Here is a 17837-nt window from a genome sequence, read left to right as displayed (position 1 = left end):
TATTAAAATACAAATTGACCTTGCGGATGAAAATGGTTTCTTATACTTCATAAAGCCTTTAATTGACCACGAAGACACATGGTTAGGAACATGTATAAATTAATTTAAGCAATCACCATGAAGCGCATGAAGACTTAAATCCTTCATGCGCTTCATGGTTTAAAAATAAAATTTGCTCAAGTTATTTCATGCACGATCTTAGTTCTACTTTGTCATATTTAATGAACACATAATATCCAGAATCGTCATTCCGGCAGGGATTCATGTCAGGCTATCCTGCTGACACTCTTCGGGTTAATGCAAATCCGTTCCAGACGGATTTGTGCCGGAATCCAGGCTCCTGGGATGGATTTAAGCTGACCATCCTTGGCACTGGATACCCGCTTCCCGGCGGGCATGACGAGCTTGCGTATAATCTAACAAAGTAAAATTAGCTATTTGCAGTTTTGCAAACACATTATATGGATTTTCCCACTTAAACCGATGCCGATGACAAAAGCGTAGAATAATCCGATCGACACGACGCGGATTGAAAAATATTATGAAAAGAAGCCGGATACCGGATACACCTAAATTCCAATCCTACATACTCACCGAGAAACTCGGCGAGAGCCTGCAATCGCAAGTCTATAAAGGCTATCACAAGAACAGGCCTGAGCAGCCGCTGGTGTTCAAACTACTCAAACTGCTGTCCGGCTGGGATGATCAATCGCGCCATTTGCAGCAAAAAATCGAGCGCCTCAAGGTGCTGCACGACCCGCGCGCCTGCACGCCTATCGCCCTGGATTCGGATGCCGGCGTGCAGTTTATCGTGCAACCCTGGTTTGCCGGGCAGACGCTGAAGGCCTGGACCGATCAGCAACGGCACATCAATCTGACGGATTTTTTCAAGATCGCCTGCATGCTGGCGGACACTTTGCAGGCCGTGCATGAAGCCGGCATCACCCACGGCGGCGTCAAGCCGCACAACATTCTGGTGCAGCCGGGCACGCTCACCTTGCGCCTGACCGATTTCATCACGCCGCTGGACATCCGCGATGTCAGCCATTTCATCTATGACCCCGAGTTTGTGCGCGGCACACTGGCCTATACTTCTCCCGAACAAACAGGGCGCATCAACTATCGGGTGGATTTTTCCACCGACCTTTATTCGACGGGCATCGTGTTCTACGAGCTGCTGACCGGCAAGCTGCCGTTTTTTTCCACCGACCCGCTGGAACTGATACACTCGCACCTGGCTGAAGAGCCGCCCAAAGTGCATGAAAGCAATGCAAAAATCCCGGAGCAGCTCAGTAAAATCATCGCCAAACTGACATTCAAGCAGCCGGAAAAGCGTTATCAAAGCGCGGCAGGATTATTGGCAGACCTGATTCGCTGTCACGAGGACTATGCGGCAACCGGCGCAATTGCCGATTTCCCGGTCGGCTTGCGCGACCGCAGCAAGCGCATGATTTTCATTTCAAAAATGGTCGGACGTCATGCGGAATGCGAGCTGATCCGGCGCGAATACGACGAGGTCATGCGCGGCGCATTCCGTTCGGTGTTCATCTCCGGCCTGTCCGGCATCGGCAAGACCCGACTGATTCAAGAGCTGCAAAAGCCGCTGGTACGCCATCGCGGTTATTTCACCTCGGGCAAGTTCGACCAGTATCAGAAAAATATCCCCTACAGCTCGCTGATCCAGGCGCTACGCAATCTGATGCGCACCTTTTTGACCGAAAGCGATGCGCAGGTGGCGCAGTGGCGGACCAAGATTCTCGATGCGGTGGGCCGCGATGGCCGCGTGATTATTGACGTGGTGCCGGAACTTGAATTCATCATCGGCGCGCAGCCGGAAGTGGCGCATCTGCCGCCGGTCGAAGCGCGCAACCGCTTCAATAATCTGTTCGGGCGTTTTCTCGCCTGCCTGGCCGACGAAGCGCATCCGCTGGTGCTGTTCATTGACGATTTGCAATGGTGCGACACCGCCACCTTCGATTTTTTGCAGACTATTTTCGCCAATCATAAAGAACATCCTTATTTGTTTTTTATCGGAGCCTACCGTCACAACGAGGTCGATGCCGCCCATCCGCTGACCAAACTGATCCGCAACATTCGGGAGCGCAAAGACGCATTGCAGGAAATCCGGCTAAATGCGCTGGATGAAGACGATTGCCACGAGATGGTGGCTTATATCCTGGATTCGCCGCTGGGGACGACCGCCAACCTGTCTCAATTTATCGCGCGGCTGACCGAGGGCAATCCGCTGTTTGTCAGCGAGAGTTTGGCTTGGCTGTACAACGAGAATCTGCTGCACACGGACGAACAGCAACACTGGCAATGGGATATGAACAAGATCCGCGATGCGCGGATGCCCGCCACCGTGGTCGAATTATTCAGCTCCAAAGTGCGCACGCTGCCGCCCGCCGCATTGCACATCCTCAACTACTGCGCCTGCATGGGCAACCGCTTCACGGCCGCGGAGGTGGCGCAGGTGCTCGACATGAGCCTGGAACAACTGTTCGAAAACCTGAAACCGGTACTGACGCTGGGGATGCTGCTGGAGAACAAATCCGACCTGCAATTTGTGCATGACCGGGTGCAGGAAGCGGTGCTGCGCCAAGTCGATGAACAGGCGCGCCCCGGTATTCACTGGCGTATCGGCAACCGTCTGTTGAATGAGATACCGGCAGGTGCGAATCTTGAGGTACAGGATAATTTATTCAATATTGCGATGCACCTTAACCGGGGGCGTCCGGCCGATATGGATCAAGCCACGCTTTACCGCCTGGTCGATATTAACTTCCATGCCGGAAACAAGGCGCTGGATGCGCTGGCCGGGGACGCCGCCAACGACTTCTTTTCCATTGCACACGATCTGTTGCCGCCGGATTGCTGGAACAGCGCTTACGAGATGACCTTCCGCATCTACCAGCGATTGGCGAAAACCGACCTGATGCGCGGCCGCTACGAAGCCTCCGAATCGCTAATCAATCAACTGATCGAGCATGCCGTCAGCGATTTTGACAAGGCCGAAGCGCTGGCCGAACAGACGACTTCGCTGTCCTCTTTCGGCAATTTTAACAAAGCCATCGAAACCGCCAACCGCGGCCTGGCCTATTTCGGCAAATCCATACCCGCAGCCCCGGATCTGGCCCGGCGGCACACCCAAGCCCTGATGGCGCAGATCGAAGCGCAGGACGATGTGTGGAATACCATCCTGCACATGCCCTTTACCCAGGACCGCAAAAGCAAGATTGAACTCGCCTTTTACAGCGAGCTGATCCCCGATCTCTACATGTCCGGGCTGGTAGAGCAACTGTACCTGTCCGCCGCGCAATCGACCCAGCTTTGCCTGGCGGGCGGCATGGATGAGTCGGTCATCTATTCTTTCTCGATCATGGGACTCAATTTGGGCGAGCAAGAAAAATTCGAGCTCGCTTTCCGTTACGAGGACCTGGCGCATGACCTGTGCGCGAAATACCCGAATACCTTCGGAGCCACGCGCGGCATGAACGGCATCGTCTGGTGCAATATGCACTCTCGCAGCCACCCCGCCGCCATCACCGACTACTGTTTAAAGGGCATCCAGTGCGGCAAGAACTGCGGCGACTTGTACAACGCCGGCTTGTCCTACGGCCCGCTGATGTGGAATTTGCAGGTTCAGGGCAAGAATCTACACCTGATCGAAGAAACCGCCGAGGAGTGCCTGAGCTTCTCGCGCAAAAACCAACTGTCTTTCTCACTGGCCCTGGCGGAAGCCGTGCTGGCAGGCTCGGTGGCTCCGATGAAAACGGATTACCGGCCGGTGGCGATGGAAGAAACGCTGCAACGCTGGGCGACTGACAATTATGTCGCCGCGTCCGGCAGCTACTTTGTGCTGCTCGGCATCAGCCGACATTATCTGGGCGACTACGCGGCGGCAGCGGTTTCGCTGGCTGCGGTCGAGCGTTATCTGCATGGACTGACCGATAACGTGCTGAAACGCTTATGGTTTGTGTTCCGCATTCTCAACCGATTGCGCCTGCCCGCCGAATCGACGTGGACGGAAATCGAAGCGGAAATCGCTCCGCTGCTGCAAAATATCGAAACCTGGGCGCGGCTCGGCCCTTTGCTTCGGCCTTATCTGGCCTTTATTCGCGCCGAAATCGCCCGCGTCAAAGGCGAACCCCGCGAAGCGCGCAATCTGTACCTGGACGCGATTGCCGAAGCGCAGGCGCAACAATACGACCTGCTTACCGGACATTTGTTCGAAAGCCTGGGCGACTTACTGACAAAAACCGCGCTGGGCGATGCCGCCATCTACTATGCCGAGGCGCGACGGCTGTATCTTTCCTGCCGCGCCGATAGCAAAGCCGCCCGGCTACAGGAACAGTGCGACGTTGCCCAGCCGGGCAAATCGCTACAGGACCCGGAAAGCGAAACCGAGATAATGGAACTGTCCACCCTGCCCAATCTCGATATTAACTACCTGATGAAATCCGCGCTGGCGCTGTCGGCCGAAATCGACCTGGCGCAACTGCTGCAAAAAATCATGAATGTGGAATTGGAAAGTTCCGGCGCGCAGCACGGCTATTTGCTGATCAAGGAACAGGACGAACTGGTCATCGTCGCGGAACACCATGTCGGCAAAAAGCAGGCCATCAACCCTCAGCACTACAGTCTGACCAAAGCGGTCGGCGTTTGCCAAGCCATCGTCAATTACGTGTACCGCACCCACGAAAAAGTAGTGCTGCGCGATGCCGGCACCGAGGGCGACTTCCAAAATGCGCCCGAAGTGCAGATGCTGGGCTTGCGCTCGGTGCTGTGCCTGCCGATGATCAAGCAAGGCGAGCTGGTCGGCGTACTTTACCTGGAAAACCGGCTGTCCGAGGGCATCTTCACCACCGAAAAGAGCGTCATGACCGAGTTGTTGACCTCCCACGCCGCGATTTCCCTGGAAAACGCCCGTTTGCTGAACGAAACGCGCCATGCTTATACGCAGCTGCAGGAGAGCCGGGAACACATGATGCAGATGGAAAAACTGTCCGCTCTCGGTACCCTGGTCGGCGGTGTCGCGCATGAAATCAACAATCCGTTAATGGGCTTGATGAACTTTGTCGAGTTTGCCGAAAGTAAAGCAACCGATCCTAAAACCCGTGAGATGCTGGGTAAAGCCCTGCATGAAATCGAGCGCATCAAGACCATCGTGCGCAATATGCTGATTTATGTTAGAACTAAGTCACATCTGACTGGTGCGTCGCAAATCAGCGAGACGGTCAGCCAAACTTTGTCTCTATTAGACGGGGAATTTAAAAAATCCAATATCCAGCTGCATATCGAATTACCCGATAACTTGCCGTTGATTGTATGTGACGCCGACAGTCTGCAACAGATACTGATCAATCTATTGCTCAACGCCAGAGACGCCTTGTCGGGCCGCGACCACCCCCGCATCGACATCGCAGCGCAACGGAATGGCGCGATGGTGGAATTGACCATAGCCGACAATGGACCGGGCATTCCTGACGCCATTCTCAGCCGGATATTCGATCCGTTCTTCACCACCAAACCGCCGGGAAAAGGAACGGGGCTGGGTTTGTCGGTGTCTCACCGTTTAATCGAAGAAACCGGAGGAAATATAATCGCGTATAATAAAATTACATATAATGAGGTTATAAGCGGTTGTTGCATGAAATTACAATTCAAAATAGCCGATCAGTTTAGTAGGGGGAATGATGTCAAACAAAATACTGGTCATCGATGACGATCCGGCCGTGCGCGGAGCATTCAGCCTGGTGCTGGGCGAGGCCGGCTATGACCTGCGCGAGGCGGAGAATGGCTTGCAAGGCGTCGAAATGGCGAAGGCGGAACGCCCCGACCTGATTTTTCTCGATCTCAGGATGCCGGGCATGGATGGCGTCGAAACCTTGCGCCGCCTGAAAGCGATAGATGACACAATGAATATCTACATCGTGACGGCTTTTGCCCATGAATACATGGAACAACTCAAAGTTGTCCTCGATGAAGGCTTGAGCTTCCAGCTTGCGAGTAAGCCGCTGTCGTCCAAACAAATCAAACACGTCGCCAGTTCTATCCGTCGGCCGACGGAAGTGAACAAGGAAGGCGACAAACTGCTTCTGACGCTGTATATCGTTTCCCTGAACGCCGAATTCAGAATGCTGGTTGAGCAGCTCAGCACGGTCCTGGCGGCTACCTATAAACCGGGATACTGGCGGCTGGATGTGGTGGAAGTGCTGGAGATGCCTGAAAAAGCGCTGTCGCAAAATATATTCGCCACGCCGATGCTGGTGCGAGACCTGCCGACGCCGGTATTGAAATTGCTGGGTAACCTGACCAAAATGCCGGAAGTGATAGCCTCCATTACCTCCCACCATAGCAATGGATCAGATACCGTTATCATGTGATTTTTACGAGCCAAGTTACGCTAACGAACCTGTGAAAACATCCATTATCCTAAAAACCGCAGTTGAGCATTCCAACATCATCCCGCTCATCCTTCGACAAGCTCAGGACGAACGGGCTGTTGGAATGCTCACAATAAACCGCCAACCAGCCCAATACCTAAGCACATGACCCCCGCTCTAGCCAACCTGGACCTGATTCTTGAGACTATTACCGATGGCATATTGGTCGTCGATGAGCTGGGTTTTGTCCTGTATACCAACCGGAGCGCCGAACGCATTTTCGACCAGGATGCGCTGTTGGGGACCAAGCTTGCGATTCCGGTCAGTCCGAGTGACGCTCCCCAGGAAATCAACCTGGTTCGCCGCAGTGGTTTAGGCTGGGCTGAATTGAGATCCGCTCCGATTGAGTGGGAAGGTCGCAAGGCCTATGTTATTGGCGTGCGCGACATTACCGAACGCAAGCTGAGCGATGATCGCCTGCTTCAGGCCGCCACGGTTTTTGAAAGCACCCGTGAGGGTGTGCTGATGACCGATGCGAACAAACGCATCCTGAGGATAAACCGCGCATTTACCGACATCACCAGTTATACCGAGGCCGAAGCCATCGGCCAACAACCCAGCATGCTGCGTTCCGGCCGACATGACGCGAAATTCTACGCCGAAATGTGGGCCAGCATCGCGGCGACCGGCCATTGGCAGGGCGAAATCTGGAACCGGCGCAAAAACGGCGAGGTCTATCCCGAGCTGCTCAGCATCAGTGCGATCACCGACAAATCGGGCGAAGTGACCAATTATGTCGGGGTGTTTGCCGATATTTCCCGGCTCAAGGCTACCGAGTCGCAGCTCGATTTTCTCGCCCATCACGACCCGCTGACCCGCCTGCCCAATCGTTTATTACTGCTTTCTCGGGTCGATCATGCCATTGAAGTCGCATTGCGCGACGAAAAAATGCTGGCGCTGCTGATGATCGACCTGGACCGATTCAAAGATGTGAATGACAGCTTCGGCCATTTGACCGGCGATGACCTGTTACAACAGGTGGCCAAGCAGCTTAATTTCCGTCTGCGCGGCATCGACACGCTGTGCCGGTTGGGCGGAGACGAATTTACCGTACTGATGGAAAATATCGCACATCCTGAAGATGCGGCACGGGTGGCTAATGACATCATTACTACATTGGGCGAGCCTTGGCTATTATCCAACGGCAAAGAAGTGCGTATCGGCGCCAGCGTCGGCATCAGTCTGTTTCCAGAGCATGGCGCAACCCCGGTGGAGTTGTTGCAACAGGCCGATACGGCTCTTTATCAGGCCAAAGCGGAAGGACGCGGCCGCTTCAAATATTTCTCGGAGGAGCTCACTCATTCCGCCCGCGCACGCATGGACCTCGAAGTCCGTTTGCGCCGGGCGATTGATAAAGGCGAGCTAAGGGCGTTCTATCAACCGCAGGTCAATGTGGACAATGGCCGCATTGTCGGCGCCGAGGCGCTGATCCGCTGGCAGGATCCCGACCAAGGACTGATTCCGCCGTTGCGCTTTATCCCGGTCGCCGAAGAAACAGGGCTGATTACAGCGATCGGCAACTGGATTCTGAAAGAAACCTGCCGCCAGGGTAAACGCTGGATCGAAGCCGGTTTGCCGCCGCTGACGCTGGCGGTGAATGTTTCGCCGCACCAGTTTCTGCACAGCAATTTAGAAGAAATCGTCGCCGAAACCTTGGCCGAAACAGGCTTTCCGGCCAACCGCCTGGAACTGGAGCTGACCGAAAGCGCGTTGATGCAGCGTGAGCATGAAGCCATTCGGATTCTCAACCGCCTGCATGCGCTGGGCGTGCGTCTCGCTATCGACGATTTCGGCACCGGCTATTCCTCGCTGGCCTACCTGAAGCTGTTCCCGCTGGATGTGCTGAAAATCGACAAAAGCTTTATCGACGACATCCCGCATCATCGGGACGACATGGAAATCGCCGCCGCCATCGTCGCCATGGCGCATACGCTGCGCCTGAAGGTGCTGGCCGAGGGTGTGGAGACCAAGGAGCAGCTTGCTTTCCTGCAGGCGCAAGGTTGTGATCTATACCAGGGCTATTTGACCAGTCCGCCGGTGCCTGCGGATCAATTCGAGAAGTTGCTGCCGGCTCAAGGGCTTTTGTAAAAAGCTGAATAATTAAAAAATCTTTTTACAGATCACTGCTGCAACACGCTATGCCAGAACGGCAATGCAATCAGGCTGATTGCCGTCGTTACCGTTACCGCCATCGCGTACAGCGAGCTATCCAGGCGATAGCGGTCGCAAAAAACAATGCCCAACACCATGCTCGGCATCGAAAGATCAAGCACTGCCGCCTCCCTGTATTCGCCGGTTATCGGCAAAAATCCGACTAAAATCATTGCAACCAACGGCATTACCGCCATTTTAATAACGGCAACGGGGATAATATAGGGGATATTGCGGACAGTTAGCGCCTTCCAGCTTAAAGCCAGTCCCAACGAAAACAGCATCAGCGGCACAACGCCGGCGGACAACTTTTGCAGTACGCCCAACAGCCAAACCGGAGCAACAACGCCGTTAATATTTAAAATAACGGCAACTGCCGCCGCCCAAAACGGAGGCGCATGAAAAAACAGCCATACCGGCCTCGGACTTTTTGCGGTTTCTTCGCCGTAGTGCCGGGCAACGATGACACCGATGGTAAACAATAACGGTGTGGCGGCAAAGAGATCCATCTGTATAGCCACGGACCTGGCCCAGCTGCCGAAGGCCTGCTCTAAAACCGGCAAGCCCAAGTACGTCACGTTCGGAAATGCCGCCGCCAGTATCATTGCCCCCAAGCGCCTGTCGTCAAACCTGAACAACGCGCCAATCACCCAGAGGCAGAGCATGGCGGCAATAATACTGCCCATACCCAGCCAAGCGTACTGAAACGAATGCAAGCCTATATCCGCTGACCATAACACCTCCAGAACCATGGCCGGCAGCAGCAGATAGTAGACCACTGTGGTTAAAACCTGCCGGGTTTGCTCGGCTGACAGCCCCGCCGGTTTTGCAAAACGCCAAGCCGCGCCGCACACCATTATCAGGGTCATTTGTATCAATGTTGAGTTCATAATCGGGGACTATTGTGACAATAGTGAATTTTAACATTCACCGTTAAAACAAGTTCCGGTAATATATATCGAAATTATTTTGGAGCGTTTGAGTGCGTTTATTGTCAAAGTTTTGCCTACTCGGTGTTTTTTTATTGATGATCAGTTCTTTTGCCGTTGCGGAAACTGATGTCATCTCGCCTAATGAAGCTGCAACGATGCGCGTTAAGAACAAGGCGGTCATTGTCGATGTACGTGAACATGACGACTGGAATGAACATCAAATTCACGGCGCCATTCATATTCCGCTGTCCCAATTAAATGAACGGCTAGCGGAACTTGAACCTTATAAGAATCGCCCGGTCATCACACAATGCCAAGCCGGCCTGCGTTCCGCACAAGCCCAACTGATATTAAAGGCGGCGGGATTTCCCAAGGTTTACTTAATGAACGGCGGAATACAGGCTTGGCATGGACAAGGCTTTGTGACTGAATAAGCCTTTTACCTTTTACCTTTTACCTTTTACCTTAACCATGCCCCACTCATTCGTCTCAACCAAACCCATCCCCGTCCGTGAACGCTTAATCATGGCGCTGGATGTCCCCAGTATTCCCGAGGCGCAAGCGTTAGTCGAAGAACTCGGCGATTCGGTAATCTTTTACAAAGTCGGCATGGAACTGTTTATGTCGGGCGATTATTTCGGTTTTATTGAATGGTTGAAACAGCGCAATAAAAAAATCTTTGTCGATCTGAAATTTTTCGATGTCCCGGCCACCGTGGGCCGTGCGATTAAAGCCTTGAGCAGCAAAGGCGTTGATCTCGCCACCATACACGGCAACGACGCGATTATGGAAGCCGCCGCCAAGGAAAAAGGCGATCTTAAAGTGCTGGCCGTAACCGCATTAACCAGCCTGGACCGCGGCGACCTTGACGACTTGGGCTTTGCCTGCGATGTGCGCGAGCTGGTTTTGTCCCGCGCCAAACGCGCGCTGCAAATCGGCTGCGACGGCATTGTCTCATCGGGACTTGAAGTCGCGATGTTGAGGGAAGAGCTGGACCATAAGCTGCTGGTCATCACGCCGGGCATCCGGCCGGTCGATAACCGCGAAGAGGACGATCAAAAACGTGTGGTCAGCGTAGAAATGGCTTTCCAGAATGGCGCTGATTACATCGTCGTCGGCAGGCCTATACGCGATGCCGAAAACCGAAAAGGGATGGCAGAGAAGATTCAGGGACAGATCCTTGCGCAGTTTGAGTAACTGCCTGCACACAAATAAATTCGCTTAAAAAATACAAAAAATTCATCACGAACGACTGCACGGATGCAGGAGGTAGAGCAATGCAGGAGCAATTGCCGAGACACGAAGTTTTATTTCTTCGTGTCTTCGTGGCGAATAACAAGAGTTAAATAACTTATAATTTTGCGCAATGGGCGACCTTGCTCCTATTTTAATATATCCTGCGACTATGGAATTTGACCTCGCCTTTAGCACCTCTACTCTGGTCGCCTTTACTATGGGCCTGTTCAGCAGCATGCATTGCATCGGCATGTGCGGCTCGATTATCGGGACATTAACCTTAAGCCTTAACCCGGAAATACGGAACCAAAAAAGCAGGCTATTTCCCTTTGTATTCAATTACAATATCGGGCGCATTACCAGTTATACGATAGCCGGGGCATTAGCGGGCGTTATCGAAACATTGATTACCATGCCGATGGGTGAAATCAGCGGACATCGGTTGCTGCAATTGCTGTCTGCTGCCGTCATGACCGGCGCGGGACTTTATATCGCCGGCTGGTTTCCCCACTTTGCCTACATTGAAAAATTAGGCCTGCGTTTCTGGAAGAAAATCGAGCCTTTCGGCCGGAAACTGATCCCAGTCAAAAATCTCAGCCAGGCTTATCTTTTCGGCATGGTCTGGGGGTGGCTGCCGTGCGGCCTGGTTTATTCGGCTTTGGCGCTCGCCGCAACCGCAGGCGGCATCAAGCAGAGTGCGCTGACCATGCTGTTTTTCGGCTTAGGAACTTTGCCAGCCGTCATGGGAGTCGGTATAATGACCGGCATATTAACAAGGTTGTCCAGAATGCAGCGTTTCAAACAGGCTATCGGCCTGTTTATGATTGTCCTGGCTTTGCTGGCCGCCCTGCCCTGGCTTAATCCCATGGCCATTACGACACACACAGCTCTACATTAAGAGGCATCTATGGATCATTTTAACGCGATCATCGGTCAATCTCCTGCACTGGATTCCTTAATCCGTAGCGCCAAAATCGTTGCCGCTACCGACGTCACTGTATTGCTTAAAGGCGAAACCGGTACCGGCAAGGAAGTGCTCGCTTCTGCCATTCAACAAGCCAGCGCCCGCGCCGACAAAGCGTTTATCACCCTAAATTGCGCGGCCTTGCCTGAAAGCCTGATCGAATCGGAATTGTTCGGCCACAAAAAAGGCTCGTTTACTGGAGCGACGACCGATAAACAAGGCCTGTTCCAGGCAGCTGATGGCGGCACCTTGTTTCTTGACGAAATCAATTCCTTGCCGCTGTCGATTCAGGCAAAATTATTGCGTTTCCTTGAGTCCGGCGAATGTCTTGCAGTCGGCGAAATCAAGCCTTACAAAGTTGATGTGCGTATTATTTCCGCAACCAACGCCGATCTGAACAGACAAATTGACTCAGGCGAGTTCCGGTCGGATTTATATTTCCGTTTGAATGTCGTGCCTTTAGAACTGCCGCCGCTGGCGCAACGCACTGAAGACATTGAGTCGCTGATCAAGCACTTTCTCGCATTATTCGAGGATGCACATGCGCTGACAGCCCCCAAATTCAGCAAGCAGGCTTTAAGAGTGCTAAAAACCTATGCTTGGCCGGGCAATATTCGCGAATTGCGTAATTTATGCGAAAGACTCAGCATTCTACTAGCCGGCAGAGTCATCGAACCGGAAAACCTTCCATCTGAATTTACCGCCAAAGTCATCGCTAATGCGCCTGCAACATCCAATTTCACGCTGCCTGAGACCGGCCTACAGTTGGATACCTTGGAAGCCGATTTGATACATCAAGCTTTGAACCGCACTAACGGCAATCGCAGCAAGTCCGCAAAACTGCTGGGCATCTCCCGCGACACCTTGCTTTACCGTATGCAAAAACACGGTTTTGCAGTGTCGCATTAATCGGACATTTAATACCGTCTAACCCACTGCGCGGTTACGTTGTCGCTTTTCCCATGAGCGCGGAATATCGCTAATCGCGCCAGCTTTGCCAACTCCTCCTTGCCGATCGCGGGTTCCGCCAATTGCAACAGCTCTGTTGGCTTTATGTATTCCCAGAAACCGTCGCTGCAAAGTATAAAAGTCTCGCCTTGTTGCATAGCCGGGTACAGATTAATCTCCGCCTCATGCGCTTTCAAGATGTTGATGCTGCGTGTTAAGCGGTTTTGCTCCGGGTGCTGCCCCATTTCCCGCTCGGTAATCTTGCCGTTATTCAATAATTGTTGCGGAATGGAGTGATCCTGGGTCCGCCACAAGATCCGTTGCGGATTCATCCTGTATATCCGCGAATCGCCGCAATGCGCGGTCAACACCCGCTGTGCATCCAGGTAAAGAATTGCGCAGGTGGTGTGCGCATCATTACCCGACTGCTCGGTTGCGAACAGCCTTTTCATTTCGTTGACAGCCGCCGTAATCCAGGCGGAAAAAGTTTCGATAGGACTCTGCGCTATCTGTTTGCTGTAAGTATCGGCGCCCTTTAGCAAGCCATCGCAGAAAAAACGGGACGCTTTTTCTCCGGCATCATGACCGCCCAGACCATCGGCAACGACAAACAGCGCATAAGCCTCAGTGACGCTATGCGTCATAAAATCTTGATTAATCTCCCGATCGCCGACCGAGCTTAGTTGATAAAACTCCAGCGCCACTTGTTTCCCTCAGGTCAAACGATCTTCAAATACTCTGCTGTAGTCTTGCATCGCCTAAAAGCGCCTACTGTTGGTGCGCATGATCCGCTTCAAATCCCTGACCGTCTGAGCCAAGCCTGAAAATACGGCCTGCGCGATAATCGAATGACCGATATTCAGCTCCACCATTTCCGGTATCGCGCATATCGCTTCGACATTATGAAAATTCAGGCCATGCCCCGCATTAACCTGGAGCCCGGCGCTGTGTGCATAAAAAGCGGCCTGCCTGATGCGCGCCAGTTCTTCAGCTTGCTGTTGCGGGTTTTCCGCATCGGCATAACAGCCGGTGTGTAATTCGACAACCGGCGCGCCTGCTTTTACCGCCGCATCGATCTGACTTTCATCAGGATCGATAAACAGCGACACTTCGACACCGGCGCTCGCCAGTTTATCGCAGGCCCATTGCATGCGATGCAGGTTGCCGGCAACGTCCAGCCCGCCTTCGGTGGTCAATTCTTCCCGTTTTTCCGGCACCAGACAACAGGCAAAGGGTCGCACTTTCCCGGCTATGCCGACCATTTCATCGGTCACCGCCATTTCCAGATTCAACCGGGTATGCAGCATGTCTTTTAATAAATAGATGTCCCTGTCCTGAATATGCCGCCGGTCTTCGCGCAAATGCGCGGTAATGCCGTCGGCTCCGGCCTGTTCTGCAATTAATGCGGCCTGAACCGGCTCGGGGTATAGCGTGCCTCTGGCCTGCCTCAACGTAGCGACGTGATCGATGTTCACGCCTAATAGGATCTGTTTGTTATTCATTTTTCATATTGGACGGCGTTATCACGCCGCCCACTCCGTTTGAGATATGTTGTGATTGACGATAGGTTTGCAATCCCCGTTCGCCGCCGGTGTGTTTCATGATGTTATTAATAACCGCCCGGCTTTTAAGTTGCCTGCCCTGCAAATAAACATCAATGACCGTCCTCATCAGTAGCTTTGCTTCGCTTAACACTTGCGGATCGATCAATTCCCTGGCGCTTAATGCCTGGAAAGTCCGTCCTGAAAACTGTCCGCGCCCGGCTTCAACCGGCCCCAGCCCGACATTGAAGTCGTATTTTTTTGCTGATGCAATCGGATGTTGCTTGTCATCATATTCCAGCTGCAAGCCATAACCCGAACACTCGATCAGGTTCAACTCAAACAGCCGCAATGCCGCTTCCATGCCGGCGCCATCCGCCAGACCGGATAAACATTCGCGGTAATGGCCGAACACTTCGGGATGGGGGTCGTATTTGTGCAAAAAACAAGCGACCAGCTCATTGATATAAAAACCGCAATAAAGCGCAAGCCCCTTGATCTGGCTAAACGGCTGAACCATTTCGACATCGGTCAGCGTTTTTAGCTCCGCCTTACCGAAATAGGAAATGGTTAACGGGATAAAGGGTTGCAGCATCCCTGCCGTTTTGGACTTGGTTTTTCTTACGCCTTTGGCCAACAGGGAAATCCGGCCGAAATCGCGGGTTAACGCATCGATAATCAGGCTGGTTTCCCGGTATTTGCGCTGCTGCAAGATAAACGCAGGCTGCAAATAAACGGCGGTTTCAGTCATTAAAGCCTAGGCTTTGCAAGGCGCGTTCACTATCCGACCAGCCTTTTTTAACTTTGACCCAAAGCTGCAAATAAACTTTCTGCCCGATCAATTTTTCTATGTCATGCCGTGCGTCGGTACCGACTTTTTTCAGCATCTCGCCGTCCTTGCCGATCACGATGTTCTTTTGGGTCAAGCGTTCCACCCAGATAATCGCGTATATTTTGGTGATGTTGGGCTTTTCTTCGTAGCGTTCAATCTCTACCGTCAGCGCATAAGGCAGCTCGTCGCCCAAGCGCCGGGTCAGCTTTTCCCTGACAATTTCAGCGGCCAAAAAGCGCTCGGACCGGTCGGTCACCTGATCCTCGGGATAGATCAAGTCCCGTTCCGGCAACAGCCCCATGATCAGGCTTTCCAGCTGATCGAGATTGGTGCTTTTTAATGCGGAAATGGGTACCAAATGCTTGAACGGGAACCGGTGTTGGGCTTCGTTAAAGAACGTCAAGATGGCTTCCTTGTCCGCGACCTTATCGACCTTGTTAACGGCGAGAATAACCGGCAGACCAGCCTGCTCCAGCTTTTTGAAGATCGCCTCGTCGTATTCATGCCAGGACAATCCGTCGATCAGCCAGACGATCACGTCGACGCCCAGCAAGGTCGTATCGGCGGTCCGGTTCAAATAACGGTTCAACGCCCGCTTTTCGCTGTCATGCATGCCCGGCGTATCCATATAAATGGCCTGCCCTGCGTCGGTGGTGTTAATGCCGAGGATTCGGTGCCGGGTTGTTTGCGGCTTGCGCGAGGTAATGCTGATTTTCTGCTTCAACAAATGATTCATCAATGTTGATTTGCCGACATTGGGGCGCCCAATCAAGGCGACGAAACCACAATTCATTTAGTGTCCTTATTTAATAATTCGAGCATGAGCTCCGCTGCCGACTGCTCGGCTTTTTTCCTGGAATTTCCCATGCCGATACAAGACTCTGTCGTTAATGGCGTTGTGCACTTAACTTTGAAGGTTTGCTCATGTGCAAGCCCCGACATGGTCATTAAGGTGTAATCAGGCAGATCCATTTTTTTTGACTGCATTAATTCCTGTAATTGGGTTTTAGGATCTTTCTGCCAATTATCCAGCGACAAGCTTTTCAGCTTTTCCGCAAACATCTGCAAGATCCATTGCTGGCAGGCATCCATACCCTGATCGTTGTACAGCGCGCCGATAATGGCTTCCACCGCATCGGACAGGATGGAATCGCGGCGAAAACCTCCGCTCTTCAACTCCCCTGAACCCAGCAGCAAATAATCGCCCAGCTGATGCTTTCTGGCCAACTCCGCCAGTGAACTCTGATTGACCAGGCTCGCTCTTAACCGGCTCAAAACGCCTTCGCTGGCGCCCGGAAACAACTCATATAACTTATGGGCGATCACAAAACCCAAAATTGAATCGCCTAAAAACTCCAAACGTTCATTATTGCTCGAACCTGCGCTTCGATGCGTTAAAGCCATAGTAAAAAGCCGGGGATTATTGAACGTCAGGCCCAGCTTTTTACATAATACTTCAGGCTTTTTTATCACTTCTGTCCGACCTCGAAAGAGTCATGAAACTCGGCTAATGCGCTCAGGTTGCCGACCAATTTCACAACCGTCTCATACTCGATATCCACCTTTACATAATCGCCATGCCTGACGACGGTAATATCATCCTGCTTAACATCGTAGACATAATTGATGTTAAAACGCTTGGTCAAGCTATCCCTGATTTCAAATTCGCTAAGCGTCTGAAGATCCGGCATTTGTTTTAACGCCTCCAAAGCGCTCTTTACCTTGCCGTGATCCAGGTAAATAGGGACTATCTTAAGTGTCAATAAGGTAAAAAATCCGATCAAGCCCAAAACAAAAACAAGCGAGATCAAGGTCAAGCCTTGCTGGCGTCCAGGTGTTAAATTCATTCTTTTCTCCAGATGATTTATGAAAAAACCAAGTATAGTGCAGTTTATTTCAGCGCTGTGCCAATACGGTCAAGGTTCACACCTTTATATTGCCAATCCCAGCTCATCCAGATAAAAAAAGCTTGTCCAACCAGATTTTCTTCAGGAACCGTGCCCCAATAACGACTGTCATTGCTGTTATCGCGGTTGTCGCCCATCACAAAATAACTCCCTTGCGGCACCACATAAACACCCTCGGCTGAAAGCGCTCCGTTCCTGATCAGAATACTGTGCTCAACACCGGTCAAATCTTCCAACAAATGCTCATTGCCGGTCATATCCTCGCCCTGGCCTACACCCTGATAGCGCCCCAAAGAAACTTGGTTGATCGGCTGTCCGTTGATATGCAGTTTTTTATCGTAATAAGCGACCCGATCGCCCGGCAAGCCGATCACACGCTTGATGTAATCGACAGCCGGATCTTTAGGGTAACGAAAAACGACAATATCCCCGCGCTTGGGTTCATTCAGTTCAATGATTTTTTTATTGATAACCGGCAAACGTATGCCGTAAGTGAATTTATTAACCAGAATAAAATCACCTATCAGTAAAGTCGGCATCATTGATGCTGAAGGGATGCGGAAAGGCTCGGCAATGAAAGAGCGCAGCAATAACACAATCAACACGACCGGGAAAAAAGACCGCGCATACTCTACCAGTATAGGTTCATGTTCTTCATCGAAAACCTCCCCCCTCGCTTTGAGCACCAGCAAATACCCGCCCCAAATTACACCGGTAACCAGCGTGGCGACTGCAAGAAAAAAGGAAAAATCGTAGTCCATGTTTTTAAATTTAGATTAGGTTAAGGGCTAAAGGCTAAAGGCTAAAGGCTAAAGGCTAAAGGCTAAAGGCTAAAGGCTAAAGGCTAAAGGCTAAAGGCTAAAGGCTAAAGGCTAAAGGC

The 17837-nt window shown here is 52.2% G+C and carries 15 protein-coding genes; 7 read left to right on the top strand and 8 right to left on the bottom strand.

Features of this window, described 5'->3' with window-relative positions; genetic code table 11:
* Positions 1-541: 541 nt before the first annotated feature.
* From V3O24_RS08465 to V3O24_RS08455, 3 genes are all read left to right on the top strand, one after another.
* The gene (locus V3O24_RS08465; RefSeq protein ID WP_331306924.1) at positions 542-5725 is read left to right on the top strand and encodes an AAA family ATPase; all 5184 of its coding nucleotides are present in this window, start codon (positions 542-544) and stop codon (positions 5723-5725) included.
* Positions 5697-6386, top strand: coding sequence for a response regulator (locus V3O24_RS08460; protein WP_331306923.1), 690 nt, complete (start codon positions 5697-5699; stop codon positions 6384-6386). Before V3O24_RS08465 ends, V3O24_RS08460 begins: the two co-directional genes overlap by 29 nt.
* A 165-nt stretch (positions 6387-6551) precedes the next feature.
* The gene (locus tag V3O24_RS08455; RefSeq protein ID WP_331306922.1) at positions 6552-8534 is read left to right on the top strand and encodes an EAL domain-containing protein; all 1983 of its coding nucleotides are present in this window, start codon (positions 6552-6554) and stop codon (positions 8532-8534) included.
* A 32-nt stretch (positions 8535-8566) separates the two neighbouring features.
* On the opposite strand, the gene V3O24_RS08450 is transcribed toward V3O24_RS08455, so the two are convergent.
* Positions 8567-9466, bottom strand: coding sequence for an AEC family transporter (locus V3O24_RS08450; protein ID WP_331306921.1), 900 nt, complete (start codon positions 9464-9466; stop codon positions 8567-8569).
* Between the two features lie 113 nt (positions 9467-9579).
* Between V3O24_RS08450 and V3O24_RS08445 the strand changes: the two genes are divergently transcribed.
* The 4 genes from V3O24_RS08445 (at position 9580) to V3O24_RS08430 (ending at position 12638) form a co-directional block, all read left to right on the top strand.
* Positions 9580-9963 carry a rhodanese-like domain-containing protein gene (locus V3O24_RS08445; RefSeq protein ID WP_104423576.1) on the top strand — a complete coding sequence of 128 codons (384 nt, stop codon included), beginning with the start codon at positions 9580-9582 and terminating at the stop codon, positions 9961-9963.
* 37 nt (positions 9964-10000) lie between these two features.
* On the top strand, positions 10001-10726 hold the full coding sequence (gene pyrF, locus V3O24_RS08440; protein ID WP_331306920.1) for an orotidine-5'-phosphate decarboxylase: 726 nt from the start codon (positions 10001-10003) through the stop codon (positions 10724-10726).
* Between the two features lie 208 nt (positions 10727-10934).
* Positions 10935-11663, top strand: a complete 729-nt coding sequence (locus tag V3O24_RS08435) for a sulfite exporter TauE/SafE family protein (RefSeq protein ID WP_331306919.1) — start codon at positions 10935-10937, stop codon at positions 11661-11663.
* A gap of 9 nt (positions 11664-11672) precedes the next feature.
* Entirely contained in the window at positions 11673-12638 is a 966-nt protein-coding gene (locus V3O24_RS08430) for a sigma-54 dependent transcriptional regulator (protein ID WP_104423578.1), read from the top strand.
* Between the two features lie 8 nt (positions 12639-12646).
* On the opposite strand, the gene V3O24_RS08425 is transcribed toward V3O24_RS08430, so the two are convergent.
* The 7 genes from V3O24_RS08425 to lepB are packed head-to-tail and all read right to left on the bottom strand — an operon-like array spanning position 12647 to position 17718.
* Positions 12647-13381 carry a PP2C family serine/threonine-protein phosphatase gene (locus V3O24_RS08425; RefSeq protein ID WP_331306918.1) on the bottom strand — a complete coding sequence of 245 codons (735 nt, stop codon included), beginning with the start codon at positions 13379-13381 and terminating at the stop codon, positions 12647-12649.
* 54 nt (positions 13382-13435) lie between these two features.
* Positions 13436-14179: a pyridoxine 5'-phosphate synthase gene (gene pdxJ, locus V3O24_RS08420; protein ID WP_331306917.1), complete on the bottom strand. Its 744-nt coding sequence runs from the start codon at positions 14177-14179 to the stop codon at positions 13436-13438.
* A complete protein-coding gene (gene recO / locus V3O24_RS08415) occupies positions 14172-14969 on the bottom strand; it encodes a DNA repair protein RecO (protein WP_331306916.1) in 798 nt (265 codons plus the stop codon). Before recO ends, pdxJ begins: the two co-directional genes overlap by 8 nt.
* A complete protein-coding gene (era, locus tag V3O24_RS08410) occupies positions 14962-15843 on the bottom strand; it encodes a GTPase Era (protein WP_104423582.1) in 882 nt (293 codons plus the stop codon). The genes recO and era overlap by 8 nt, the downstream gene beginning before the upstream one ends.
* Positions 15840-16523, bottom strand: coding sequence for a ribonuclease III (gene rnc, locus V3O24_RS08405; protein WP_331306914.1), 684 nt, complete (start codon positions 16521-16523; stop codon positions 15840-15842). Before rnc ends, era begins: the two co-directional genes overlap by 4 nt.
* Entirely contained in the window at positions 16520-16897 is a 378-nt protein-coding gene (locus V3O24_RS08400; protein WP_331306912.1) for a DUF4845 domain-containing protein, read from the bottom strand. The genes rnc and V3O24_RS08400 overlap by 4 nt, the downstream gene beginning before the upstream one ends.
* Before the next feature lie 44 nt (positions 16898-16941).
* Entirely contained in the window at positions 16942-17718 is a 777-nt protein-coding gene (gene lepB / locus V3O24_RS08395; RefSeq protein WP_331306911.1) for a signal peptidase I, read from the bottom strand.
* Positions 17719-17837: the final 119 nt, after the last annotated feature.

It is taken from the genome of Methylobacter sp. Wu8 (genome assembly GCF_036440755.1).
GTDB lineage: Bacteria > Pseudomonadota > Gammaproteobacteria > Methylococcales > Methylomonadaceae > Methylobacter_A > Methylobacter_A tundripaludum_A.
Note: the sequence above shows the minus strand (reverse complement) of the source record. Positions and strands in the feature narration are given on the sequence as shown.